Origin of the sequence: Terrimonas pollutisoli, from assembly GCF_029360765.1 — a bacterium.
In the GTDB taxonomy this organism is placed as follows: domain Bacteria; phylum Bacteroidota; class Bacteroidia; order Chitinophagales; family Chitinophagaceae; genus Terrimonas_B; species Terrimonas_B pollutisoli.
In genome coordinates this window covers 900,685-926,462 of the sequence record NZ_JARKNA010000001.1, presented here as the reverse complement: position 1 = coordinate 926,462, position 25,778 = coordinate 900,685, and the positions used below count along the sequence as shown (strand labels likewise).

The 25,778-nt window shown below is 40.5% G+C and carries 19 protein-coding genes; 6 read left to right on the top strand and 13 right to left on the bottom strand.

Annotated elements, in window-relative coordinates; genetic code table 11:
* Positions 1 to 66 precede the first annotated feature (66 nt).
* Genes P2W73_RS03595 through P2W73_RS03585 form a run of 3 tightly spaced genes read right to left on the bottom strand, consistent with a single transcriptional unit; the run spans position 67 to position 3,641 of the window.
* Positions 67 to 1,080, bottom strand: coding sequence for a UDP-glucuronic acid decarboxylase family protein (locus tag P2W73_RS03595; RefSeq protein WP_276500620.1), 1,014 nt, complete (start codon positions 1,078 to 1,080; stop codon positions 67 to 69).
* Between the two features lie 55 nt (positions 1,081 to 1,135).
* Positions 1,136 to 2,467: a UDP-glucose dehydrogenase family protein gene (locus P2W73_RS03590; protein WP_276500619.1), complete on the bottom strand. Its 1,332-nt coding sequence runs from the start codon at positions 2,465 to 2,467 to the stop codon at positions 1,136 to 1,138.
* A gap of 31 nt (positions 2,468 to 2,498) precedes the next feature.
* The gene (locus tag P2W73_RS03585; RefSeq protein ID WP_276500618.1) at positions 2,499 to 3,641 is read right to left on the bottom strand and encodes a DegT/DnrJ/EryC1/StrS family aminotransferase; all 1,143 of its coding nucleotides are present in this window, start codon (positions 3,639 to 3,641) and stop codon (positions 2,499 to 2,501) included.
* A gap of 191 nt (positions 3,642 to 3,832) precedes the next feature.
* Here P2W73_RS03585 and P2W73_RS03580 point away from each other — a divergent pair, with 191 nt between their 5' ends.
* A complete protein-coding gene (locus tag P2W73_RS03580; RefSeq protein WP_276500617.1) occupies positions 3,833 to 5,110 on the top strand; it encodes a 3-deoxy-D-manno-octulosonic acid transferase in 1,278 nt (425 codons plus the stop codon).
* Here the strand turns inward: P2W73_RS03580 and P2W73_RS03575 are convergent.
* The gene (locus P2W73_RS03575; protein ID WP_276500616.1) at positions 5,083 to 5,751 is read right to left on the bottom strand and encodes a DUF8457 domain-containing protein; all 669 of its coding nucleotides are present in this window, start codon (positions 5,749 to 5,751) and stop codon (positions 5,083 to 5,085) included. The genes P2W73_RS03580 and P2W73_RS03575 overlap by 28 nt on opposite strands.
* Positions 5,752 to 5,922: 171 nt before the next feature.
* On the opposite strand from P2W73_RS03575, the gene P2W73_RS03570 reads away from it, so the two are divergent.
* Entirely contained in the window at positions 5,923 to 6,495 is a 573-nt protein-coding gene (locus P2W73_RS03570; protein ID WP_276500615.1) for a thymidine kinase, read from the top strand.
* A 55-nt stretch (positions 6,496 to 6,550) separates the two neighbouring features.
* Here P2W73_RS03570 and P2W73_RS03565 read toward each other — a convergent pair whose 3' ends face one another.
* Entirely contained in the window at positions 6,551 to 7,648 is a 1,098-nt protein-coding gene (locus tag P2W73_RS03565; protein ID WP_276500614.1) for a hypothetical protein, read from the bottom strand.
* 170 nt (positions 7,649 to 7,818) lie between these two features.
* Positions 7,819 to 10,446, bottom strand: a complete 2,628-nt coding sequence (gene clpB / locus P2W73_RS03560; RefSeq protein WP_276500613.1) for an ATP-dependent chaperone ClpB — start codon at positions 10,444 to 10,446, stop codon at positions 7,819 to 7,821.
* A 351-nt stretch (positions 10,447 to 10,797) separates the two neighbouring features.
* Here clpB and P2W73_RS03555 point away from each other — a divergent pair, with 351 nt between their 5' ends.
* Both P2W73_RS03555 and P2W73_RS03550 read left to right on the top strand, forming a co-directional pair.
* On the top strand, positions 10,798 to 11,850 hold the full coding sequence (locus P2W73_RS03555; RefSeq protein WP_276500612.1) for a serine hydrolase domain-containing protein: 1,053 nt from the start codon (positions 10,798 to 10,800) through the stop codon (positions 11,848 to 11,850).
* Positions 11,851 to 11,905: 55 nt separating this feature from the next.
* Entirely contained in the window at positions 11,906 to 12,250 is a 345-nt protein-coding gene (locus tag P2W73_RS03550) for a hypothetical protein (RefSeq protein WP_276500611.1), read from the top strand.
* 19 nt (positions 12,251 to 12,269) lie between these two features.
* Here the strand turns inward: P2W73_RS03550 and P2W73_RS03545 are convergent, their stop codons facing one another.
* Together P2W73_RS03545 and P2W73_RS03540 are read right to left on the bottom strand one after the other, a co-directional pair.
* A complete protein-coding gene (locus tag P2W73_RS03545; RefSeq protein ID WP_276500610.1) occupies positions 12,270 to 14,177 on the bottom strand; it encodes a DUF3858 domain-containing protein in 1,908 nt (635 codons plus the stop codon).
* 2 nt (positions 14,178 to 14,179) lie between these two features.
* Positions 14,180 to 16,186, bottom strand: coding sequence for a DUF3858 domain-containing protein (locus tag P2W73_RS03540; RefSeq protein WP_276500609.1), 2,007 nt, complete (start codon positions 16,184 to 16,186; stop codon positions 14,180 to 14,182).
* Positions 16,187 to 16,295: 109 nt separating this feature from the next.
* Between P2W73_RS03540 and queG the strand changes: the two genes are divergently transcribed.
* Positions 16,296 to 17,234: a tRNA epoxyqueuosine(34) reductase QueG gene (queG, locus tag P2W73_RS03535; protein WP_276500608.1), complete on the top strand. Its 939-nt coding sequence runs from the start codon at positions 16,296 to 16,298 to the stop codon at positions 17,232 to 17,234.
* A 70-nt stretch (positions 17,235 to 17,304) separates the two neighbouring features.
* Here the strand turns inward: queG and P2W73_RS03530 are convergent, their stop codons facing one another.
* The 3 genes from P2W73_RS03530 to P2W73_RS03520 are packed head-to-tail and all read right to left on the bottom strand — an operon-like array spanning position 17,305 to position 22,565.
* The gene (locus P2W73_RS03530; RefSeq protein WP_276500607.1) at positions 17,305 to 18,591 is read right to left on the bottom strand and encodes a RagB/SusD family nutrient uptake outer membrane protein; all 1,287 of its coding nucleotides are present in this window, start codon (positions 18,589 to 18,591) and stop codon (positions 17,305 to 17,307) included.
* Between the two features lie 12 nt (positions 18,592 to 18,603).
* Positions 18,604 to 21,768 (bottom strand): SusC/RagA family TonB-linked outer membrane protein, encoded by a 3,165-nt coding sequence (locus tag P2W73_RS03525; protein WP_276500606.1) that lies wholly within the window; start codon positions 21,766 to 21,768, stop codon positions 18,604 to 18,606.
* 47 nt (positions 21,769 to 21,815) lie between these two features.
* Positions 21,816 to 22,565, bottom strand: coding sequence for a DeoR/GlpR family DNA-binding transcription regulator (locus P2W73_RS03520; RefSeq protein ID WP_276500605.1), 750 nt, complete (start codon positions 22,563 to 22,565; stop codon positions 21,816 to 21,818).
* A gap of 128 nt (positions 22,566 to 22,693) precedes the next feature.
* Between P2W73_RS03520 and P2W73_RS03515 the strand changes: the two genes are divergently transcribed.
* Positions 22,694 to 23,896 carry an anhydro-N-acetylmuramic acid kinase gene (locus P2W73_RS03515; RefSeq protein WP_276500604.1) on the top strand — a complete coding sequence of 401 codons (1,203 nt, stop codon included), beginning with the start codon at positions 22,694 to 22,696 and terminating at the stop codon, positions 23,894 to 23,896.
* A 9-nt stretch (positions 23,897 to 23,905) separates the two neighbouring features.
* On the opposite strand, the gene P2W73_RS03510 is transcribed toward P2W73_RS03515, so the two are convergent.
* Together P2W73_RS03510 and P2W73_RS03505 are read right to left on the bottom strand one after the other, a co-directional pair.
* Complete coding sequence (locus tag P2W73_RS03510; RefSeq protein ID WP_276500603.1) at positions 23,906 to 24,478, bottom strand: hypothetical protein; 573 nt, start codon at positions 24,476 to 24,478, stop codon at positions 23,906 to 23,908.
* A 1-nt stretch (position 24,479) separates the two neighbouring features.
* Positions 24,480 to 25,742 (bottom strand): LVIVD repeat-containing protein, encoded by a 1,263-nt coding sequence (locus P2W73_RS03505; RefSeq protein WP_276500602.1) that lies wholly within the window; start codon positions 25,740 to 25,742, stop codon positions 24,480 to 24,482.
* Positions 25,743 to 25,778 lie beyond the last annotated feature (36 nt).

Sequence of the window (25,778 nt, the reverse complement as noted above, 5' to 3'; positions counted from 1 at the left end):
AATGCTTTAAATTATAAAGTTTAAGGTTTAAAAATACGCATCGCAGTTTATTGTTCAGATTGGTTTTTATTTAATACTCACAAATTCTTTCGGCTGCTTGCTCCACTCCTCTTTTGGTAAAGATTTAAAATAATCATAGGTCATTTTTAATCCTTCCTTCCTGCTCACCTTTGGCTGCCAACCAAGAATCTTTCTCGCTTTAGTAATATCGGGCTGTCTCTGTTTTGGATCATCCACCGGTAGCGGTTTGTAAGTCATCTTTACTGAATTTCCTGTCAAAGCAAGCACCTCCTCGGCAAAGTCTTTTAGTGAGATTTCATTGGGATTACCAATATTAACCGGCAAGTGATAATCGCTTAACAACAAACGATAAATCCCATCGACCAGGTCATCTACATAACAGAAACTTCTTGTTTGTGATCCATCACCAAAAACTGTTAAGGATTCTCCCCTTAATGCTTGCCCAATAAATGCAGGCAAAGCTCTTCCATCATTCAATCGCATCCGGGGGCCATAGGTATTAAAAATGCGGATTATCCTGGTATCAACATTATGAAAAGTATGATAAGCCATAGTGATAGACTCCATGTAACGCTTGGCCTCATCATAAACTCCCCGCGGACCCACGGGATTTACATTTCCCCAATATTCTTCGGTTTGCGGATGCACAAGAGGGTCACCGTATACCTCGCTTGTGCTGGCTACCAATATCCTCGCTTTTTTCGCTTTCGCCAATCCCAGGCAATTGTGCGTACCCATTGCTCCTACTTTCAGGGTCTGAATAGGGATTTTTAAATAATCGATAGGACTGGCCGGAGAAGCAAAATGCAGGATATAGTCAAGATCACCCGGAACATGAATAAATTTGGTCACATCATGATGATAAAATTCAAAATGTTCAAGTTTAAAAAGGTGTTCAATATTTTTTAAATCACCGGTTATCAGGTTATCCATCCCGATCACTTTGTATCCTTCTTTTATGAAGCGGTCACATAAATGCGAACCTAAAAATCCGGCTGCGCCGGTGATCAAAACTCTTCCGGAAGATTTTTGTTGACTCATTTCACCTTGAATTGTCATGATTAAAGCAGTTTATTTTGGATTAAGGAAAACAAATATGTCTAACCATTGAATACTATCGATTAGCATACGCCCTGCCGACACTTTCATAATGGAAGCCTAAATCACGAACGGCAGCCACATCAAAAAGATTACGTCCATCGAATATGGCTTTGTTTTTAAGGTTGGAAACAATTTTTAGAAAATCAGGAGTGCGGAATTCATTCCACTCTGTAGCAATGATCAATGCATCTGCGTTTTTCAAGGCGACATACTGATTTTCGGCATACTCAATTTTATCTCCCAGTACCTGTTTTACATTCTTCATTGCCTCAGGATCAAAGGCGCAAACAGTTGCACCTTCGGCTATCAATGCATTGATCATATACAAAGCCGGTGCCTCCCGAATGTCATCAGTATTTGGTTTAAAAGCAAGCCCCCACAATGCAAAATGCTTGCCCTTTAGATCATCATTAAAGTATTTTTTAATTTTTGGAATTAAATGAAGTTTCTGTGTTTCATTTACGTCCATTACCGCATTCAAAATTTTAAAATCATATTTCACTTCATTTGCGGATTTCACCAAGGCCTGCACATCCTTTGGAAAGCAACTTCCACCATAGCCAATCCCGGGGAATAAAAACCGCTTGCCGATTCTTTCATCACTTCCAATCCCCCGGCGAACCATGTCTACATCAGCCCCCAGCAATTCACATAATTTCGCTATTTCATTCATGAAAGATATTTTGGCAGCAAGAAAGGAATTGGCTGCGTATTTTGTTAGTTCAGCGGAACGCTCATCCATAAATATAACAGGATTACCCTGGCGCACAAAAGGAGCATATAGGTCTCCCATTAATTTTTTGGCTCTCTCGGAATGCGTGCCTATGACCACCCGGTCTGGTTTCATAAAGTCATCAACCGCTACACCCTCCCGTAAAAATTCAGGATTTGATACGACATCAAAAGCATTTGCTATACTTTCTGATCCGGTTTTAATTACAGCGGCTCTTACCCTTTCCGCGGTACCCACCGGTACTGTGCTTTTATCAACAATAACTTTGTAATCATCTGGCTTTAATATTTTGCCCAATTCAGCGGCCACACCTAACACATATCGCAGATCTGCTGAACCATCTTCACCCGGAGGTGTTGGTAAGGCGAGGAAAATAATAGATGCATCTTTAATCCCTTCCCCGAGATTAGTGGTAAACAAAAGTCTTTCTTCTTTAAGATTGCGAAGAAAGATCTTTTCCAATCCCGGCTCATAAATAGTTATTTCTCCATTCCGGAGTTTGTTAACTTTTGCCTCATCTATATCCACACATGTTACGGTATTACCTGTCTCGGAAAAACAAGTTCCTGTTACTAATCCTACATAACCTGTTCCTATTACTGCAATTTTCATGGATGTTATTGTTTAAAATTTTAATTGAAAATTATTTTAAATACTCCAATACTTTTGAAACGATAAACGCTAACTGCTCATCATCAAGTTCAGTGTGAATTGGCAAGGAAAATACCCGTTCGGTAAGCCAGTCAGTAACCGGCATGGATTGTGATCCGGTTTTAAAATGATCAAACATTTTTTGCCGGTGACCTGGAATCGGGTAGTAAATCATGGAAGGAATTTTATGTGTTGCCAGGAATTCGACCAGCCCTGCTCTTATTTCGGCCGAACGATTTCCATCCTCAAGCAATAAAGTATACTGGTGAAATACATGATTGGAATAGTCAGCCCGATGTGGAGTCCTAATTTTTGCGTTTCCCGCAAAAACTTTATCATAAAAATCAGCAACTTTTCTCCGTGCTATATTATACTCATCCAAATGTTTTAGCTTAATGTCCAATATGGCAGCTTGTATAGTATCCAAACGACTATTACATCCAACCACATCATGATAGTATCGTCTGCTCTGACCATGATTTGCAATCATTTTCAGCTTTTCAGCCAGGATGTCATCATTAGTGAAAATAGCGCCACCATCTCCAAACGCCCCAAGATTTTTGGAAGGATAAAAAGAGGTGGCCCCGATATGGCCGATAGTTCCCGTCTTTCTTTTTGTTCCATCCGAAAAAGTATAGTCACAACCTATTGCCTGGGCATTGTCTTCAATTACGTAGAGATTATACTTTCTTGCAATAGCCATTATTTCGTCCATAGGGGCTGACTGGCCATATAAATGAACAGGAACTATAGCTTTGGTTTTTGGTGTAATGACCTTTTCCAATTCAACCGGATCGATGCAAAAAGTTTTGGGGTCAACCTCGACAAAAACCGGTGTTAACCGTAATAAGGCAATTACCTCTGTTGTGGCTATATAAGTAAAAGAGGGAGTGATCACCTCATCTCCCGGCTGCAGCTCCAAAGCCATCATCGCTATTTGCAAAGCATCTGTCCCATTGGCACAGGGAATAGTGTGCTTAACCCCCAGGTAGGCTGAAAGATTAGCCGCAAAATCATGAACCGGTTTCCCGTTAATGAACGCCGAGCTTTCCATCGCCTGCAATACTGCTTCATCAACTGCTGTCTTAATTTTATGATACTGCGTTTTAGTATCCACCATTTGTATTGGACGCATAGGGGGTATATTATATCCTGCTGTTTTTTTAGAAAAGCCATCGGGTATTAAAACCCCGGAACATAATGACATACATATCTTTATTCATTCCAGCCTTTCAATTTGTAGCGGCGCAAAAATAGTAAAATACAGGTAGTTTCCTAGTTTGACTTTACATTTGCGACCAACTCATAATCAATAAAATCCGGAATTTGGGATTAGTTTTTTACAATATTTTTTTATTTCTCTATGGTACAGGGATCAGGCTGGCTGCTATTTTTAACTCCAAAGCCAGAAAATGGATCACAGGCAGGCAAGACATATGGGAAAAAATGTCAACCGAAATGGCTGACCAGCAATCAGAAATCATTTGGGTACATTGCGCTTCATTAGGGGAATTTGAACAAGGCAGGCCAATTATCGAAAGACTTAAAGTCGATTATCCAAATTACAAATTAGTTTTAACATTTTTCTCTCCTTCGGGGTATGAAGTCAGAAAAAATTATGAAAAAGCAGACTGGGTGTTTTATTTGCCGATGGATTCCGCTCATAATGCAAAATCTTTCCTTAAAATAGTAAGACCATCACTTGTCATATTCGTGAAATATGAATTTTGGTATTACTATTTGAAACAAATCAATCAACAAAAGATTCCACTCATACTTATCTCCGCTCTGTTCCGGAAAAGCTCCATATTCTTTAAATGGTATGGAGGCTTACAACGACAAATGCTATCATTCTTCGATCATTTGTTTGTACAAAATGAGTCATCTCATAAAATGCTGGCTTCTATAAAACTTGATGGGAAAAGCACAATAGCTGGCGACACCCGTTTTGACCGGGTAATACAAATTGCCGAAAACTTCTCGCCAATCCCCGCTATCGAAAAATTTATTGGACAGGGCAAAAAAACAATTGTTGCCGGAAGCACCTGGCCGGCAGATGAGGAATTGTTACATAGATCATTGCTAGCCATTGAGGACACCTCTTCTTTGCAATTGATAATCGCACCGCACGAAATAAAAAAAGAACACCTCTCCCAACTTCAACAATTATTTCCCGGGTCGCACTTATTTTCACAATTGGTGGCGGATAACCATCCTGATTCGTTACCATCAACCGGTAATATTCTCATAATAGATAATATTGGGATGCTATCCAGACTGTATAAATATGCGACCATCAGTTATATCGGGGGTGGCTTTGGAAAAGGGATACACAACACCCTCGAAGCGGCTGTATATGGCAGCCCCGTTTTATTTGGTCCAAATCATAAAAAATTCAATGAGGCAATTGAGTTAATAGCGGCAGGTGGCGCCATAAGCATTAGCGATACAAAAGAAGGCATTACGGCACTTGAAGCATTTATGCACGATGAAATAACGTATAATAAAGCTTGCGAAAAATCAAAAGAGTATGTGTATGCAAACAGGGGAGCTACAGAAAAAATTCTGAACTACATTCAGGAAAAACGCCTTTTAACCAATTGATCGAACTGTGTTACAATGGGCAGATCGGTATCCCAACCTAATTTAGTTTTTAATTCGCGGCTTATCCAATATTCAGCTTCCGGATAAATATTAAAACTATTAATTGTTTTTATACTGCGTTCGTACATTACTTCATCACCACGGAAGAGATCATTAATGAATACAAACCGGTCGTTAATGCCAATTGCTTTACGGAGATCTTTGATGGGAGTTTCCTTTAATACTTCTACCAGTTCAGTTTTTGACTGCTTTAGTTTATCATTCAGCGACTCTGCCTGCTTTTCCTTTAATTGATGACTAAGAGTGGGAATTTCAACCATGGGGTCAAATACCATGTCCAACTGGCCATTTTCCTGTACGATTGAAACAGATTCTTTTTCGATTAACACCTTTTCTTTTTCTTTTACTTCCTTTGGTTGCTCTACAGGTTTGGGAGCATATTTTTCATATTGAGAAGCATCGATATTCATAACAGATGGTAAAACGACAGAAACTTTCGAAGTACCCAATGTTTTTCCGGCCTGGTTTTGAGCCATCAGCTCGTTTTGCAAAAGTTGAACTGTAAAAAGCATGTGCTCCGGGGCTGCCTTTTGCTTTAATTGATCGTTCAACTTGGATATCAAAATTTCTATTCGTTCCATTTTGCTACTTTTGATCGCTGGAATAAAGGATTAAAAATTGATTTCGCAGATACTCTCAGCAAATTCCCAAAATGGTACGTGCAGTCTGTTCTTATCCACCAAACCAATGTTTTAAAATTACAAACAGTTTGCCAATAAATTGATTACGAATCCCGAAAATTAATCTTAACAATGTTTATTGAACCCAATATACGTGGTGAACGCCGCGGTTGGATAGAAGTGATATGCGGATCTATGTTTAGCGGAAAAACGGAAGAATTGATCCGCAGACTTAAAAGAGTAAAGATCGCTAATCTTAAAGTCGAGATATTTAAACCTGCCTTAGACACCCGGTATGATGAGGTAAGGATCATATCACATGACACCAACGAAATCCAGTCTACACCCATCGATAACTCGCAAAAGATATTATTATTGGCGCAGGATGTGGATGTTATAGGAATTGACGAAGCCCAGTTTTTTGACAATGAACTGCCCAATGTATGTGACCAGTTGGCATATAGGGGCATGCGGGTTATTGTCGCAGGGCTGGATATGGATTTTACCGGTAAGCCTTTTGGTCAAATGCCATTTATCATGGCCAAAGCTGATTATGTAACCAAACTGCATGCGATATGTGTAAAATGCGGGCATATCGCCAATTATTCATATCGTAAAATCCCTAATGAAGATCAGGTGATGCTGGGTGCTAAAGACGTATACGAACCAAGGTGCAGGAAATGTTATATGGATAAAGTAGAATAGCTTGTCACAACAATTGCAACAAGCTATTCCAAAAAGTTTGAGTCTTACTTCGTTTTTACTGGTATTGTATATAAACCGGCTGCGGTTTTAACGCAAGCACTTCGCCGGGAGTCAACAAGCGGCCATTATTCTTTAAATCATTCTTATAAAATATTTTGAAGCCGGTGTACTCAACAGGTTCTTTGTGTATAAAATTTTTATACGTACCGATCTTCAACGGCGGATGTCCCCAACCATCCATATCCATTACCACTTGTACTTCTGGTCTGAGTTTTATTTGTTTGTAGTTGGTAACACCGTTTTGAGTGAAACGATGAATCACAAAAACTTTTGGAGTAAGATTATTTTCTTTTACCAGCTTAGCCAAATATTCGGTGGCATAATTAATATCTGCGGCATCGAATGTACCCACAATCTTACCAGGAGCATGACCGGCTTTCATTGAAAACTCGGGGTCGATACCCAGGTGTACATTTGGCATTTTCAGGTATTTCTCCAATTCGGGGAGCTCCTGCTGCAATGTGCTGTGCCCTACCTGAACATCAATGAATACAAGTGCATTAATTTCTTTTGCCATGCTCAACACAGAATCTATTTGGTGAAATGGCATTCTCAGGCGATACTTGTTACCTTTTCCGGGAGCCTGCTGCGCTGTTACAGCTATATAGTGAAGAGCAGGCACTACTTCCAAAGCCGTGTCCGCTTTTTGCCAGGCAGCTACCTCTTCTTTCAATTTGGCAAGCATTTGCTGACGTGGAAGTTCTCCTAAAATCCCCATTTGTTTTGAATACAGGTTGCCATAAAAAGCAATAATCCTTTTAAAGGGAAAAATTGAGCCTTCGAGCGGATAATCTTTTTTCACGGGCCATTTGCCAGTAGAGTCCCCATTAACGATGTGCTGAATTTTGCGATCATACTCCTCGGGAGAAGCAATAACAGGTTTTGCAACTTCCTCCTTTTTCTCAAGAGGCGTAGCTGCAGCAGTGGCCGAATTATTAGTTGGATTTCCGCCCGGCGTCGCCGAAGAGTTGAAAACAATTCTGTATCCGCCAAAAGCCAGCGCAACAACAAGTACTAAGGATAAGCTAAGGATTACGTAACGGGTGTAGGGACGACCGTTTTCCGTAGAGGGTGTGGATACTGGATAACTCATAATGCTTGTTTTGATAAGGTATTAAATCTATCGTAAGTGTGTAACGTAAAAATAATAAAAAAAGTATGCCGCATTGGTTTCATTACATTTAATATGAGCAAGAAGTACAAAAACCAAACCATTCCACATAACGGAGAAATGAAAACCCCGACTTTCGCCGGGGTTTTTCCTTATTTTTTTCTGCCTTGTTTTTCTAATTGTGGCGCTTCATTCCGGAAAACCACGTTGTTGTCAAACACATCCATCAGCACTGGCTGATCTTTTTGAATATCACCTGCCAAAATTCGTTTACTCAGCTTATTCACAATTTCCTTTTGAATCAATCTTTTCAATGGCCTGGCGCCAAACTGTGGATCGAAACCCTGTTCTGCGAGGAAATCCAATGCATAATCGGTAAACTCCAGCCTGATCCCACTTTCCGCCACTAGTTTCTTCAGGTTATTCAACTGAATATTGACGATTGATCGTATTTCCTTTTTCAACAACGGTTGGAACATAATGATCTCATCTACCCTGTTTAGAAACTCGGGCCTGATGGTTTGTCTTAAAAGATTCATCACTTCCACTTTTGCCTTTTCAGCCGCTTCCTCAATCGCATTTTCTTTTATATTCTCAAATGCTTCCTGGATGATATGACTACCAATATTGCTGGTCATAATGATGATAGTGTTTTTAAAATTCACTACCCTGCCTTTATTATCTGTCAGGCGACCATCATCCAATACTTGGAGCAATACATTCCACACATCGGGATGAGCTTTTTCAATTTCGTCCAGCAACACCACGCTGTACGGTTTGCGGCGGACAGCTTCAGTCAATTGACCACCTTCATCGTAACCTACATATCCGGGAGGCGCACCCACCAGCCTTGACACGGTATGTTTTTCCTGGTATTCACTCATATCGATACGGGTCATCATGCTTTCATCATCAAACAGGTATTCTGCCAATGCCTTGGCCAATTCTGTTTTACCCACACCGGTTGTACCAAGGAAAATGAATGAACCGATCGGCTTCTTCGGATCATGCAGGCCGGCCCGGCTGCGCCTGATCGCATCGGCTACAGCTGTAATTGCTTCATCCTGGCCAACTACCCTTTCATGCAAATGATCTTCGAGGTTCAATAATTTTTCCTTGTCACTCTGCATCATCTTTGTCACGGGAATGCCTGTTGCCTTTGCAATACTTTCAGCTATATCTTCAGCATCTACTTCCTCTTTCATAATCCTTGAGTTCTCACTCATGGCAGCCAGTTTAGCCGAATAATCGCTGATCAGTTTTTCCTGGTCCTTTATTTTACCATATCGGATCTCGGCCACTTTTCCGTAGTCGCCATTACGTTCCGCCTGTTCAGCTTCAAGTTTTAATTTTTCGACCTGCGCCTTGGCATCCTGTACTTTTTCAACAATCTCTTTTTCTTCTTTCCATTTAGCTTTGAATGTATCTCTCTCTACCGCCAAATTTGCAATGCTTGTATTGAGCTCTTTTAACTTTGCCTCATCGTTCTCTCTTTTGATCGCTTCTCTTTCAATCTCCAGCTGACGTATTTGTCTTTCCAGTCTATCCAATTCTTCCGGCATGGAATTCATTTCCAGGCGAAGCTTGGCCGCACTTTCATCGATCAGGTCTATGGCTTTATCGGGTAAAAACCGATCTGTGATATACCGGCTTGACAATTCCACCGCTGCTATAATAGCTTCATCTTTGATCCGGACATGGTGGTGTGTCTCGTAACGGTCTTTTAAACCACGAAGAATGGATATTGCATCTTCCACGCTTGGCTCATCGATCATCACTTTCTGAAAACGCCTCTCAAGAGCCTTGTCCTTTTCAAAAAATTTCTGGTATTCATTCAATGTGGTGGCGCCCACCGCTCTCAATTCACCTCTTGCCAGCGCCGGTTTCAGGATATTAGCGGCATCCATGGCTCCTTCTCCGCCACCTGCACCAACCAGGGTATGTATTTCGTCGATAAAAAGAATGATCTCGCCATCGCTGCCGGACACTTCTTTTACTACCGCTTTCAACCGCTCTTCAAACTCACCCTTATACTTCGCTCCGGCGATCAGTAAGGCCATATCTAATGCATAGATGATCTTTGACTTCAGGTTCTCAGGCACATCACCATTAACGATACGATGCGCAATGCCCTCGGCAATAGCCGTTTTACCAACACCCGGCTCACCCACCAATAAGGGATTATTCTTGGTGCGGCGTGAAAGTATATGCAGTGTTCTTCTTATTTCTTCATCACGGCCAATAACAGGATCGAGCTTTCCCTCGCGGGCCATTTCGTTCAGGTTCTTGGAGTATTTATTCAACGCATTGAATTCCTGCGATTGGGTTTGTGAAGTAACAGTGCCACCCTTACGCAATTCTTTGATCGCGGCAATCAGGCCCTTTTCTGTAAGTCCTGCGTTCTTCAGTAATTTGGCTGTGGAATCATTTCCCTGAACAATCGATAAAACCAGGTGCTCCGGGGTAATAAATTCATCATTGAATTGTTTCAATGACGCACCTGCCCTTAAAACAACGCTGTTGGCTTCACGGCTTATTTGTTGTGCCGGTTCGCCTGATGTCTTCGGAAGTTTATTGATTAACTCATCCAATTTTGCGTCTACCAAATTGAGTGTAACATTATTCTTTTTCAAAAGGTATTCAACAGGAGAATCTTCCTGATCGAGCAATGCTTTCAAAATATGTTCGGTCTCTATATTTGGATTCTGTGAATTAAAAGCTAATTGCTGTGCCTGTTGAAAGGCTTCAGCAGCTTTTATGGTAAAATTTCCTAAGTTCATATTATTAATTTCTTGTTTATCGTTTATTATCTTTTGTTTTTAGCCAGCTGTATTGCTACTATCAGTCCCGATAGTTATGGGGATTGCGTCGCACACTTCAGCGTCCAGTTCGCTATTTGGCCTCATCCCTCTTATCCCTTCTCCAAAAGAGAAGGGACGGTCCTGCATTACAAATCCAAACTGCATCACTACCACATCAACTTTGTATCATTACTCAGCATTTTCGAAAGCTCCGATTTAACACAGCGTTTCCGAAAAGCTAGGTTGGTGCGTTGTTCCTCTCCTTTGGAGAGGTTAGGTGAGGCCTTAATCTTTTCTCAAAACATAATCCAAGCCAAAAATTACGTAATAATGTCATACAAATTCAGTTCAATCTGCCTGAAAAGCAGTCTCATAGCGGGTTTTCTGCTACTATTACAGACTGGTTTTGCCCAATATAATTTTTCGGACCTCGAACAGGAGATTTTAGCGAATCAGAAAATATTGGGAAAAGACTTCGTAGTGATGCTGTGGAAAAAGGATGACACTCTTATTTATAAAAAGGAGATTGGTGAGTTTAATAGCAAAACAACCGCACCGGTCGCCAGTTGCAGTAAATGGTTGACAGCGGCATTGGTGATGCAGTTTGTTGATGAAGGCAAGCTATCCCTTGATGATAAGATCAGCAAGTGGATACCTGAATTTGAACGATATGGCAAAAATTATATCACCATTCGCCATTGTCTGTCGCATTTTACGGGCATAGATGACGAAGGTGGCTTTCTGAAAAAAATGTTTCAGCGCAAAAAATTTGCTTCGCTGGAAGATGAGGTCAACAGCTTTGCAGCCCGTGAAATCCGTACTAACCCCGGCACTGATTTTTGGTATGGGAGTATTGGCTTAAATATCGCCGGCCGTGTGCTGGAAGTGATTAGTAAGAAAAAATTTGACGTGTTGATAAAGCAAAAGTTATTCAATCCGATGACGATGCGAAGGACCAGTTTTACCACGGCGGATGCCAGTGCCATCAATCCTTCAGGTGGCGCCACTTCCACACCTGAAGATTATATGAAGTTTTTGGTGATGCTGATGAATAAAGGGAAATATGCCGGTAAACAAATATTAAGTGAAGACGCGGTAAACCAACTAATGCAGGTGCAAACAAAGCCGGAGCAAATTAAATATGCGCCGAAATCCGCCACCGGTTACAACTATGCTTTGGGCAGTTGGGCAATCGAAGAGAAAAATGGTAAAGCTGAAGCCTTAGCAAGTCCTGGCTTGTTTGGCACCTGGCCGATGATCGATTTTTGCAGGGGCTATGCCTATCTTGTTTTTGTAAAAAATTTATTGGGTGAAGAACGGGCTGGCCTCCATCTCAACTTCAAAACGACTATTGATAAACAATTCCCCTCTGCTTGTAAATAAAGAAACATCCTTTACTTTAAACTATTGAACTGGTAAACTCTTAAACCTTTCCCGAATGTATGAGCATCGTAAACAGAAGTTGGCTCCTATGCGGGTGTTCTACCAGCGGGTATTAAAAAATATACTGCTTGCCACGCTTATCCTGCTTGTCTGCCTCATGATCGGGATACTGGGTTATCATTTTACAGCGAATATTCCGTGGCTGGATTCATTACACAATGCTTCCATGATACTAAGTGGTATGGGACCGGTAGTGGAAATAAAAACCGTTGGCGGCAAGTGGTTCTCTTCTTGTTATGCCTTATTCAGCGGCATTGTATTTATAACGAATATCGGCATCATACTGGCGCCGGCTATGCACAGGATGTTTCACCGTTTGCATATAGCAGATGAGAAATGATCAAAATGCTTTGAGATTTTCATTTTTTGACCAATACCACTTTGTTTCTATCGGCTTTATAAATGGCCAGGTAAAAATCGACAAGGTCGCCATATTGCTTAGCCGGATAGCGGCCACTATTGTGTTCAATAGTCCTGTAATAATAAAGGTTATTATCTTTTAATTTTACCGAAGAATTATATTTCCCGAATTGACTTACTACGGCAACATCTTTTGGCATCGATTCAATCGTATAACCTTTTGGCAGTTCAATTTCTACCGAATCGACGTCCTTATATTCAAACCCTAATTGTATATCGTATTTACGGGTGGAATCGGGACTTAATTTACGACCCGACCTGGTCATTACATTAGGCTGTATAAATAGTCGTTTACCCGTGATCGTAGCATAATTGCTGACGGTTATATCCAGCGTTTCATTGATATAAGGAAGAGAGCTTTTTTGCTCTTTATAGTCAAACTGGTTAATATCATAAGTAGAAAAGTCCAGTTGTTCATGAAGATGCTCTTTTACTTTTTCTTTGGACAGCGCATTGATCATTCCATGAATATCGTCCTGTTGCAAACCACTGTATTTTGAATCAGCTTTTATATTCAATGTTCCATTATCTTCTAATACTGCTTTGATATTTCTTACTTGTATGTTTTCTATGATGCCATATTTGGGCGTCCTTACTAGTTTACCTCCGTTTTCATCTATAAGCAAGGCTGGTCTGTCTGCAGTAAAATCCCCCAAATACCCGGCAGGCATAGTTTGGCTGGTACATTCCAGCCACATAGTATCTTTTTGCATCGGCACACAAAGAATGACATGATTAAACTGCTGTGAAGGAAAATCATCCGTAATATAGTTGGCATATTTTCCCGCTCTGACCAGGGAGTAGTAGGAAGGAATATTTACCTCTTTCAAAATGCTGTACATATAATTGGTCAGCGCTTTACAATCGCCATACGCTTTTGCAGCGACATCTTTTGCATCGAACGGTTGCCAGCCTCCAATACCTAACTGGATACTGATATAACGGGTGTTCTTTTGCATGTATTCATACAACTTTGAAATTTTTTCCCGGGTATTGCGAATGCCATCCGCAATACCATGTACCGTTTGCCTAATGTTATCAGGCAATTGATCCCGGCCCTGCTTCAAAGAATAAACGAATTTTCCGAAGTCTTGCCAATTCTTCATATTCCCTTTGTAGTCGTCCATTTGAAAATCGGTTGGACCAAACAACACCACCGTTGTCATCTCATGCCATAACGGAGAATACGGTTCTTCGATTATAGCTGTCATATTTTTTGCCGACCATGTCATCACTTTATTATTTTTTTCCTGTGTAGCAACCGGCGCTCCGGCGTAATTGAATGATTTGAAGCGAATATGGTAGTCTGCCGGCGATATCATACTAACTGAACTGTATTCCACAGAAAGTCCTTCGCCTCCCTGTGGTGACCACATTGGAAAAAATAAGGTGCTTTTATTTTCGATCTCTATATCATACTCTACTGTATAAGGATATGCCTTATAATAGAAATTGTGTTGCTTTACACGATTATCATCTATCAGCGTACCATCAGACACTCCACTCAGATCCATTAAATCTTTTTTCTTAATCCGTTTTAGTTGCTTGCCATTAGCATCGTACAATATCCCTTCTACAGACGAGACTTCCCGGTGTTTATCATAATACTCGGAAAATTCGGCCCAATGGTCTCCCTTTTCATTTAGAATGGTAATAACATAGTGATTACGAAGCTTCGTCTGTTTGGTACTAATCACCTCGAGACGGACCTCCTCAAAACGAAGAACCGCATTCGCATTCTTAATTAATGCAGGCGATATTTTCGACACAGCATAATCTCCATCCCCTGCGTACAGAACATTATTCAGCAAGACCATCAACATGAATAAAATTGGCAACTTTCTCATGACTAGCTTTTCTTTTTGAAAACAATTTGTTCACTATGTTTTTTTACCACCAGGTTGAAAAATTCACGCAGCATTTCATATTCATCCGGCATGAAAAAAGCTCTCTTAATTTTGATCCTCGACCGAAGCGATATAGCACCGTTTGATTCTGATAGCCTGTATTCAAACAATCCATCATCATATTCATTTAGCTTCACCATTATTTGTTTTGGCAGTTCATCAATAACATACCCCTTGGGTATATCCAACCGCAATAAATAAGTCTCATCAATAGCATACGGCATTTCGACCGGGTAAGTACGGTTGGCCGATTTAAACGGGTTTTCTTTCCAGCCCTCCCCAAACATGGGATTGAAGTAGATGATATCCTCATCGTTAGGTTTCATCTCAAACTTATAGCGTATTCCTAACGGATAATCATACTTATCCAAAGAATCAATTTCAGGATCAGTTATTTCAATTTCAGCATTGAATGCTTTTTTAATATCCGCAAACAATTGTTCTTTTCCTTTTTCTTTGATCTTGTTGCGTAAGCTATATGATTCATAATATCCGGGTGCCTGCTGCATACTGCCGGCAAAATTTCCTTTGTCGTCATTGATGATAAAAACCGATGTTATTTTTCCTTCCAGTAAAGAATCCGAAACAAAATCAACCGGGGTTGCCGTTTCATTGATCACACGGGCATGGCCATTATAAGCATCATAGCTCAATCTTCCGAATCCCATCCTGGGTTGGCTGGCATCAAGATAATAGGACTTATCCTCTATCTCCACACGGCTGATGACATAATTGAACCTATCCAATAAGGGATATAACGCATAAGTGTAACCATGAGAACGGGTACTGAGCATCACAGGGTCGGCCGTGTACCCGGCCTTTAATAACATAGCTGTTAATAAAAGATTTATTTCAGCCTCATTACCATTCCTCGTCTTTAATACGGTTTTGAGTGGTTTCTCCAGATATTTCCTGTTGTAGTTTGTACAAGTCATATTATCCCGGACATAGGCAAAAATATTTTTTGCTTTTGCCAGGTCGGTTTGCGCATTACCTATTGCTTCTTTCATTACGTCATTGAGCCAACCGTTGTCCCTGCCCAGTGTATATCCGAAGTCTTCGTCCTTCAATAGTTCTGAGCTTGCCTGCTGCCAGGTTCCCATAATGTTTTTTGGCACGAATGGATGTCTTAACTCAGCCAGCTGAAATTGAATTCGTGCAAGGTGATTGTTGATAGTAGATGTATAACTTTCTTCTTTTAACGCTGGCACATCCTTCATCACCCATCTAAAGTCCGTAACACCTGCCGTGAAATTTGATCTGTTTGAAGCTGCTGCCCCATTATCATCAACGACAGAAAAAGAGCCTGTGCGATCTTTTCTTGTTTGAATATGGTAAGGTTGAAATCCCTGGGATAAGGTCACGTAATAATAAAATTCCGGCAATGTCACATTGTATTCACTCCATAAACAAGGATACTGGCCCTGAAAGTCCCATGGCTGCAGGTTAAAGGTAAAGTCCGACTCCAGCTTATATTCGTATTCTATAATTGACCCTTCTTTAATATTGGGAAACGTAAACTTTTTTACAACGAGGTTTTTACTGATTTTATCTTTAAACACCGCTGCTTTCTCCAACTTTGTTTCTACCACCTTTCCGTTTTCAAAATTATAGGTTACAGCTTTCAGGCTTTCCAGCTCCTCTTCCAATGAGCCATTGGTATAAATGCCGATTTCAACATTAGCGATATCGTATCCATTTTTATTTAAAATATGGACCCGCCTGTATCGTTTAAATTCCAGCGAAAAACCGCCTTTGGTATTTCCGACCATTTCTGTAGAACCGATATCCCCGATAACAACTGCATCGGCGCTGCTGTCAATAGCATAAATGGTCTGCTTGAAATCTTCGGGAGTTATTTTTCCAAATTTGATCTTTGCTTTTTCCTGTGAAAAACTTTTGAATACAACTAAACAAAGGAGGGACGTAAGTACGAACCTGAAATTCATAGTGGTGGTTTTTGTTTTGGTGTGGCAACAATTTTAATCAAAATATCGGAAATCTTCTATACTATCTTTGTTTTTTAATCAATCAAACTTAATCACTGTCAGCAGTTCCGTGAATTACCGGGGTAATCATACTAACATCATAAAGCGCCTGGCAAAACAACTAGGTTTTGATTACTGCGGCATTGCAAAAGCAGAACGATTGAATGAAGATGCAGACCGGCTGGAAAGCTGGCTGAATAAGGGCTTTCACGGATCGATGCAATACATGGCAAATCATTTTGAATTAAGAGTGAACCCCGGGCAGCTTGTTCCGGGGGCTAAATCAGTGATCACCTTATTACAAAATTATTTTCCCCGGGAGCAACAAAAAGAGGATACTATTAAGATTTCCAAGTATGCATTTGGCAAAGATTATCATGAAGTAATAAGAGCAAAGCTGCGGTCTTTTTTACAAATGATCCATGATGAAATTGGCGAAGTGCATGGCAGGGGTTTTGTTGACTCTGCTCCCGTACTGGAAAGAAGCTGGGCACAACGCAGTGGTATCGGGTGGGTTGGTAAAAACGGGAACCTGCTTACCAAAGAAAATGGCTCCTTCTTTTTTATTGCCACATTGATCACTGATCTTGAACTTGAATACGATGATCCCTTTGCAAAAGACTATTGCGGCAGTTGCACCCGCTGTATCGATGCCTGCCCGACGGAAGCCATTTTGCCGGATAAAATAATCAACGGAAGTAAATGCATTTCTTACTTCACCATTGAATTAAAAGAAATGCTAATACCGGGAGAAATGAAAGGCCATTTCGATGGCTGGGCCTTTGGATGTGATACCTGCCAGGATGTTTGCCCGTGGAATCGTTTTAGCCGTCCCCATCATGAGCCTGCCTTTACACCTATACCAGAAGTATTAAACCTGTCCACCAAAGAATGGGAAGCCATGACGGAAGAATCGTTTAAAAAGATTTTCAAAGACTCTCCTATCCGCCGTACAAAATGGAAAGGCATCCAGCGAAACATACAATTCATTCAACCCGATAAAAAGTAAAGGTTGCCGGGTGGCAACCTTTACTTAACAACTGCAATGTATCTATGTGAACTGCTTGCTTGATTATTTTTTAACCAGCCGGGTCTTCTGGCGTATTAGAATTACCATCTCTCTCCTGCTGTGGATAGGGATAATAATTTCTTGTTCTCTCAGGAGAAGCAGCGCCGGGGCCTGGCCTTTCAAATCTCCTGCTGTCGTCAAACTTCATTCCGCTTAAATACATTTCAATACAGCGGTTTTTATAAATTTCAAGAAGTAAAGAACCCTGGTCAACCGTACCTGAGTAAGCAGGTAAATCAGCACCTACACCATATGCATCATCTGCTGGTTTTTTAGTTAATATCATATCCAGGAATTTCTTTGCATTCACCAAATCATTTTTCCTTGCATATGCTTCCGCCTGCACCAGTAACATTTCACCTGGCTGATAAATTGGGATTGGGGCTGCATCATTTTGAAAGAAACCCGATCCATTAGCAGTCACTTTAGTTAAATGAAACACAATACGCTTATCGTTAGGATCCGGCGTTAAAGTTCCACTCAAACCAAAGTTATCCCTGATTCCATAAACATTTGCAGTTGTAATACCTGAGCGAAAAACAGGATTTGTATTTACATTGTTATAAAAGAAAATTGATTTTTTGGTAAGATCAACCGAAGCGGCTTTTGCAATTGCCTGGTCATTATTTCCCAGCATATTGTTGTATCTGGCTGATAAAGCAAGAAGGGTGTTTTTCAAATCAATTTCAGATCCTACCTGCGTTAAAAAACTTGCCGGGATAGTAGTACTTGTCAGCAGGGTTGAAGCCTGATCCAAAAGTTCAACAGCTTTGGTCAAAGCCTCTATTCTTGTATTGAAAGTTGCATTAGCCCCCGTGTTAATGGGCAGCTTTTCCCAAAACGCAGCCAATGTTCCCAATGCCATTGCTTTGTACAAATGGCCATAAATGCGGATGGTATTTTTCAAATTCGTTTCACCAATTTTATCAGAATTGGTGATAAGCTTTTGCGCCTCGCTATTTACAATATTGGTGGTTGTCCACAAACTGCTGATCACACCATTGCTTGGCCCGAGATTGTTTCCGCCATTATCCAATTGAGCTAAATCTGCATTACCAGCATTTTGCACCACCAACTCTTTTGTTGTTAATCCACTTGCAGAGATAGCTTGATAGATAGAAGCCGCTCCAAGATTATTGGCAGCAAACCTGTTTTTTATCCCGACTATCACTTTAATCATCGCCTCAGGAGAATTAAAAACATCCGTTTCTGTAGGCGCATTAGGATTATTATACTCTTTTTTACAACTGCTTAGAATAAGCACATAGAGTAAAAAAAGACTAATTATTTTTTTCATGATCATTCTTTTTTAAAAATTAGCAATAACAGAAACCTGGAAAGTTCTTGGAATCGGGAAAGCTCCAAAATCGTCGCCCCTGACAATAGATTGACCTGCAGAGCTTATTTCCGGATCAAATCCAACATAATCATCCCATGATACCAGATTTCTTCCAATCAATGAAACTTTAATACTCTCAGCAAATTTTAATTTATCAAGCGTATAGGAAAGAGCTAATTCTCTCAGCTTAGTGAATGTACCATCCTGTACATGATCTTCCTGAATACGTGGTCCGATGAAACCACCAATAGCTGCAACCCAGCCACGTGGTAACTCTCCCCGCAGTTCTTTCTCAGCCAGTTTGCCATTCCCTACGTTGTTCCTCGTTATCCAATCCCAGTTATAAACTTCAAAGCCATCTACTCTATCTAACTGTACCCTGAGGGACCAGTTTTTGTAAGAAAATTCATTTACAAATGTGGCTGTATAATCCGGGTTAGGGTCACCCAATACTTTACGTAATGGAGACCCCGTTGGCTGACCGTTAGCGTCCCGGGATGGAGAGCCTTTTATTATATCGCCTCTTTCTATCTGAGGCAGCATAAACCCATTCACATCCCTGAGCAATAGGCTTCCATCATCTTGTCTTGCATAATAATTGACATAGTAAACTCCAACCGGAAAACCTTCCAGAACACCTTGTGTACCCGGGTCTGGATCAAACCCGATAAAGCCAGCGTTTTTATAAAGTTTGGTGATCTTATTTTTATTCTTGTTAAATAATAAAGAAGCATCCCATCGGAAATCCCTTGTTTTAAATGGTGTACCAGTTAGCATTAATTCGATTCCTTTATTTGTCATTTCACCAAGATTATCTACCAGGGATGCGGCTCCATTAGAGGGAGCAATGTTAAAGGGCAATACCAGGTCAGTAATTTTTTGACTATACCCTGTAATTTGTAAACCCAGACGGCCACTGAAAAACTGCATATCGGCCCCGCCCTCCCATTCTTCTTTTATCTCCGGACGGATATTCACATTACCGATACGATTGCGTGGAGCAAATCCGCCACCTGTATAGTTTATCGGCAGATAAGTAATAAAGCGATCATAGGCACCCACACCCGTTAGATTACCAGCTTTGCCATATGAGGCCCGGAGTTTAAGTGTATTAAACCAGTTGGCAGTTCTGCTGCTTCTCCAGAATTCTTCATCTGAAATATTATAACTTAAACTCGCCTTGGGATAAAATATATTCTGGGCATCTTTACTGAATGCGGATGAACCATCAAACCGTCCCGCCAACGTGAGAAAAAGCTTGTTTTTATACCCGAATGCCTGTTGAAAAAAATAGCCAAAAATAGATTGCTGCGTCCTTGTATCAATTGGAAGATTAAATAAATTCTGCGCTGCTCCAATGGTTCTTACAATGGGGATTAGATCCCTGCCTTCCTGGGCAGTATAAGTTGTTTTGATATATTGAACCGAATAACCAGCAGATGTCGTAGACTGCAAGTCCTTTAAGAGATCAAATTTATGAGAAGCGGTGACATCTGACGTCCATTGAAAATAATTATACCGGGCAACGCTGACATAACCATCCGGAAAAAATGCAGCCGATACATTCTCATATGGTACTCTTGCCTGATAGGTATTGCCAGTTTGAGAATAAGTATCAAATCCATTGGTAAAGTCAATATTTAATCCTTTCAACGGCGTCAGGTTCAGTTTTACATCTGTTAATACACGGTTGGTTTCCTGACGCAAATCATATCCTTCTATTACTGACAAAGGATTCATTCTTACTCGTTCTACCGACAAAAGATTTCCGTTTGCATCCCGTTCGTCAATATTCCAAACATTATCAATAATAGTCATAGTACTGATGGGAGAAAAGAAATTATTGCCATTAGGAAGATCTTTAGAACTTGTATTCGAATAAATAGCACCACCAGATATTTTGGCCCATTTGTTAATAGTCATATCACCTCTCGCCCTTAATCCATAGCGTTGAAAATTTGTATTACGGATAATGCCCTCATTTTTTAAATAAGAAGCAGATAAATAAAAGGAGCTTTTGTCATTCCCCCCATTTACAGAAATATGATTATCCGTTCCGGTGGAATTATTAAAAATATTATCCTGGTAATCATACCTTGTAACAGGATATTTATTTTGATCCAGACGGCCGCCTAATGCCGCCGGCCCTGTGCCAGGTGTAGTAGCTTGGTCACCACGCAGGTTAGCAATCGTGGTTAATCTGTCACCTACTGTCGACAACCTGGCATCACCGGGATAGCCAAAGCGAAAAGGCTCTTCATTAAGCTCCAGTCGTTTCCGGAGTGAATTAAATTGAATACTTGTAAAAAGGGAAACTTTTGTCTGGCCATTTTTCCCCCGCTTAGTAAATATCTGTACGACACCATTGGAAGCCCTGGATCCATAAATAGCTGCAGCGGCCGCTCCGTTAATCACTTCTATTCTCTCAATATCATTTGGATTAATATCAACAAGGCGATTGGATCCTGTTTGAATTCTTGCTCCCTGTGCATCTGCATTTAAATTTATAACATTGGCAGAACTGTTGTCAATAATAATACCATCCACAATGTATAAGGGCTCAGAAGAACCAAAGACAGATCCCACACCTCTTAATTTTATGGAAACTCCTCCACCCGGTTCGCCAGAGTTTTGGGTTACCTGCGCTCCCATAATACGACCGTTAAGAATGGCGCTTAAATTACTGGCACCCGAATTTTGTAATTGCTTGGCACTGATAGTAGAAATAGAATTTCCTAATTGTTTTTTTGAAGTTCTGACATTGGTACCGGTAACTACGACCTCATCAAGACTCAACGCATCTTCAAGCAAACCAGCATCCAGTGTATAGGATGACGCTGTTTCTACCTTTACTGAATTCTCAACACTTTTATACCCAACACCAGAAAACTCAAGGATATACGTACCGGGTTTTAAGTCGGCACTAATAACATAATTCCCATCAACATCAGTGGAGGTCCCCAAAGTTGTATTCCTTATTGTAACAGAAATAGCCGACAACCCGTTGCCATCCGGCCCTGTTACCTTTCCTGTAATGCGAACTTGCGCCAATGCCAATACAGACATAAGTTGAAGTAACAAGACAAAAGAATATGTTTTCCATTTCCTTTGCCTTAACCTAAGCAGATTTTTCATAATGCAGTTTTTAATGAAGCAAAAAGATTATAAAATTTGATCGTCGTTTACAAAATTTCCAGGCCCGTATTTACGTAAGCTTTCAACTGATCATCGCTGGGGTCCAATTCGGTGATCAATGTATGGGTACGCTTGAGATCACATATTTTTATGCGCTGAAAGGTGTTCAGCTTTTCAGAAATAGATAATGACACAACTTTTTGAGATGATTCGATCATTGCTTTTTTTACTTCCACCACATCCCAGTCATTATCGGTTAATCCATTTTCAATATCAATAGCATTCGTTCCTAAAAAACACAGATCGGCGTGGATGTTTTTTATTTTGGAAATCGTTTCACCCCCGATGGCGATTTGTGAACTTTTTGAAATCTTGTCGCCAATAAATATCACCTCAATGTTCGGGTGATGAATATATTCATAGGCAGCAGGCAAGCTTACCGTAATAAAAGTCGCCTTTAATTCAGCCGGCAAACTTTTGGCTAATTCAATAATGGTAGTACCGCCGCTTGTCAATACAAACATTCCATCTTTGATGAGTTGGGCAGCTTTATGCGCAATGGATTGTTTGCCGATCAAGGCATATACGTGGGTACTGGACTCAATGGAAAGATGGAAAGATTTGGAAAGGGCTCCACCATGAACTTTTATCAATTTATCCGTTTGGGCCATTTCATTCAGATCACGCCGGATAGTATCTTCAGATACCTTCATTTCCTGGCTCAGATCCACGGATAAGACTTTATTATGCAGGTTTACTTGTCGTAGTATAAAAGCTTGTCTCTCTTTTTTAAGCATGTTGCTTTGGTTTGCAATCAGATACAATTTAGGGCATTTTCCAGAAAGCAGCAAAAAAATGCATACATTCATAATTACTCAGGCATATACCTGCAAAAACAAGGCTTCAAACATGAATTTTTGATCCCATGAATAACAACATTCAAAGGCTGTATACAATAGCCAACAAGGACAAAAGATGCATCATTGGGCTGATGTCCGGTACCTCTGTAGATGGTCTCGATATTGTGCTTTGTCATTTTTCTGGTACGGGAAATAATACTCAAATAGAATTAAACCAGTTTGAAACTGTCCCCTATGATAAGGATTATAAGGATGAAATCAGCTCAGTGTTTTCCAAAAAAAATGTGGACCTCGAAAAACTTTGTTTGCTAAATGGATGGGTAGCCCGGCAGCATGCAGCCATGATAATGGCATGTTTAAAGAAATGGAGCATTGATGCTGCCAGCATTGATATAATTGCCAGTCATGGCCAAACCATTTTTCATGCACCTAAATCATTACATAAACTTGACAAGTTTGGAAATGCGACGCTACAAATAGGTGATGGTGATCATTTAGCCTGCGAAACGGGTATCATTACCATCAGCGATTTCAGACAAAAACATGTTGCTGCCGGCGGTGAAGGAGCTCCGTTAGCAGCCTATGGTGACTTTCTGATTTTCTCCAAAAAAGATGAAAACAGAATCATGCTGAATATTGGCGGCATTGCAAACTTTACCTTTTTGCCGGGCAACTTAAACGCCGATGAGGTCTTTTGTACCGATACAGGACCCGGCAATACCCTGATGGATGCTTTTGTACAAAAACATTATCCGGGAAAATATTTTGATGAAAATGCCAGTCTGGCTTCGCTGGGCGTGATCAATGAAAAATTATTGCTGGCCTTAATAGATCATTCCTTTTTTCACCAATCTTTTCCTAAAACCACGGGGCCTGAACTCTTCAATTTACATTACCTGCAGGCTGCACAAAAAAAATCAGGAACAGAAGAGATTGCTAACAATGATATATTAGCTACCCTTAATAAATTTTCAGGGGACACCATCACCCATGCTATAAAAAAATGCATTGCGGATAAAAACGACTTTGCATTTTACGTGAGTGGCGGCGGGATGCACAATCCTTTGCTGATGAAAAATATTAAAGAGCAATTACCCCATTCCGAATTTCGAAGCACTAATGAATTAAACATAAACCCGGATGCTAAAGAAGCTGTTTTGTTTGCTGTATTGGCAAACGAAACTATCTGTGGCAATGCTATCAACTTTGGCAAGGGAAGAAATGGAATACCCAATGTATCGATGGGTAAAATAAGTTTCCCTGGCTGACACTTTAACTTACCTGGATCCTATTTCCCAACTCAGTTTAGCAACAATGCGGTTGAAACTGTACTTATACTCCCTAATATCGTCTGGACAATCACCCGTCAGGCAGGGGAATACAAAAACTTTTCGCTGAGTTATATTTTTCTTACTAAAACCTGCGCTTAGTGCAAGCCGGTGTAAACTGCCAAGCGGTATCCGGTAACCAATACCAATGTCTGTATATAAACCGCCTTTTATACCGTCCGCTGTTTTTGAGAAGTCATTGTCCATTTTGTATTTACCCGGAAAATTGTATCCGCCATTGGCGTACACAAAGGCAGCTTGCCTTTTACCAAACTTCATTCGCCAATCAGCAAATACAGGGACAGAATTGAATTCATACGTATCATATCCAACCCCAATACCAGTAAAAAAACGATTGCAGTTAATTCCTCCTGATAAATGAAAGACAGGTTTGGTATTGGATTCACCTGTTGCAAGCCCTGCAGATGCGATGGTACTCCATTTTAGTTGTTGCTTTTGTTTTACCTGCGCCAACAGCATCACCGGCCAAAGCAAGAACATTAACACAATTTCCTTTTTCATATTATTTCTTTTCTATTACAATTTTACTGAGCAACTTTATGTCCGACACGTCGGAATAATCATATTGATACAATCCATCCTTTGCTACCACCAGGGCAATCTTATTCATCGCAATAACATCATAGGTATCTATACCACTGATTGTTTTTTTCAATTGGAGGTTTTGCACATCGGCCGCATTGTATGCTTTTAGCCCCGCCGTTCCATCGCAGATAAAAAGCAGGTCATCATCTTTTGCTAAACCATATGGACCACTTAAAGGATACGACTTGACAAGAGAAGGTGATGCAAGATTTTTTATATCGATCACCTGTAATTCATTGGCAGATGGCCCGCAGGTGGTACCGGCACGTAAAGTGACATAGGCATATTTATCATCCGCGATAACAGGGTCGCAGGCACGGCTATGTACAAAAGTGCTTTTGGCAACAGGTGATTCCGGGTTGGTGATATCAAATATGTACATCCCTCCCATTGATCCTACAAACAATGTATTCTTAAATGGAAAAATGGTTTCAATATCAAATCCTGCATTTACATTGCTTTTGAGTACAGGATCTGCCGCATTGCTGATAGAAATACATTTTAAATTATGCATGTCGACTGTGTACATATAATCGTTAACGATCGTAAATCTCGCCATCGAACCGCCGACGCCAACCGGCGAAGCAGATACTGCCGCATTTACTTGTGAAGAGGCGAAAAAAATATCTGCACGACCTTCAAATAACCAATTTCGGCGTTTGCAACTTTCCGTTACGGTCGTATCCTTTCTTATCCAGTCAACAACTATATCCCCGCTGCCTCTAAAACCATTTCCCCACATTCGCTCCGGAAAAATGCCTTCGATTGTTTTGGTAAGTTTTACATTTCTGGGATCAGTAATATCAATAGTGACCAGGTCGCCATACAAGTCGGCATACAGTATATTTCCTTTTACAGCCATATCCATATTGCCTGGTATATCAATGAACGAAATATTAACCGGGCTGGAAGGATTGCTATTATCAATGACATGTATGCCTTTATCTACTTCATTGAGAAAAATGTAATTACCGAGTGTATATATCTTTCCCGGTTTTTCTATTTCTTTTGAAGCATTGCTTTTGATGTTAGCCTTTACTTCTTCTTTTGCTTTATATACCGGTACAAAGTAAGTATAGGTATGTGTTTCTTTACAGCTATCCTTAACGCAGGCTGTAAATAACAATGTAAACCCGATGAGCAGGAAGCTGGTAATTTCAACAGTTAGTCGCTTGTTCATAATGTGTGGTTTGAAAATGCTGACAACTGTACAAGA

Coding starts and splice junctions, on each gene's coding strand:
- P2W73_RS03595 (WP_276500620.1), bottom strand. CDS start 1,080: ATGACAATTCAAGGTGAAATGAGTCAACAAAAATCTTCCGGAAGAGTT.
- P2W73_RS03590 (WP_276500619.1), bottom strand. CDS start 2,467: ATGAAAATTGCAGTAATAGGAACAGGTTATGTAGGATTAGTAACAGGA.
- P2W73_RS03585 (WP_276500618.1), bottom strand. CDS start 3,641: ATGCGTCCAATACAAATGGTGGATACTAAAACGCAGTATCATAAAATT.
- P2W73_RS03575 (WP_276500616.1), bottom strand. CDS start 5,751: ATGGAACGAATAGAAATTTTGATATCCAAGTTGAACGATCAATTAAAG.
- P2W73_RS03570 (WP_276500615.1), top strand. CDS start 5,923: ATGTTTATTGAACCCAATATACGTGGTGAACGCCGCGGTTGGATAGAA.
- P2W73_RS03565 (WP_276500614.1), bottom strand. CDS start 7,648: ATGAGTTATCCAGTATCCACACCCTCTACGGAAAACGGTCGTCCCTAC.
- clpB (WP_276500613.1), bottom strand. CDS start 10,446: ATGAACTTAGGAAATTTTACCATAAAAGCTGCTGAAGCCTTTCAACAG.
- P2W73_RS03555 (WP_276500612.1), top strand. CDS start 10,798: ATGTCATACAAATTCAGTTCAATCTGCCTGAAAAGCAGTCTCATAGCG.
- P2W73_RS03550 (WP_276500611.1), top strand. CDS start 11,906: ATGTATGAGCATCGTAAACAGAAGTTGGCTCCTATGCGGGTGTTCTAC.
- P2W73_RS03545 (WP_276500610.1), bottom strand. CDS start 14,177: ATGAGAAAGTTGCCAATTTTATTCATGTTGATGGTCTTGCTGAATAAT.
- P2W73_RS03540 (WP_276500609.1), bottom strand. CDS start 16,186: ATGAATTTCAGGTTCGTACTTACGTCCCTCCTTTGTTTAGTTGTATTC.
- P2W73_RS03530 (WP_276500607.1), bottom strand. CDS start 18,591: ATGAAAAAAATAATTAGTCTTTTTTTACTCTATGTGCTTATTCTAAGC.
- P2W73_RS03525 (WP_276500606.1), bottom strand. CDS start 21,768: ATGAAAAATCTGCTTAGGTTAAGGCAAAGGAAATGGAAAACATATTCT.
- P2W73_RS03520 (WP_276500605.1), bottom strand. CDS start 22,565: ATGCTTAAAAAAGAGAGACAAGCTTTTATACTACGACAAGTAAACCTG.
- P2W73_RS03515 (WP_276500604.1), top strand. CDS start 22,694: ATGAATAACAACATTCAAAGGCTGTATACAATAGCCAACAAGGACAAA.
- P2W73_RS03510 (WP_276500603.1), bottom strand. CDS start 24,478: ATGAAAAAGGAAATTGTGTTAATGTTCTTGCTTTGGCCGGTGATGCTG.
- P2W73_RS03505 (WP_276500602.1), bottom strand. CDS start 25,742: ATGAACAAGCGACTAACTGTTGAAATTACCAGCTTCCTGCTCATCGGG.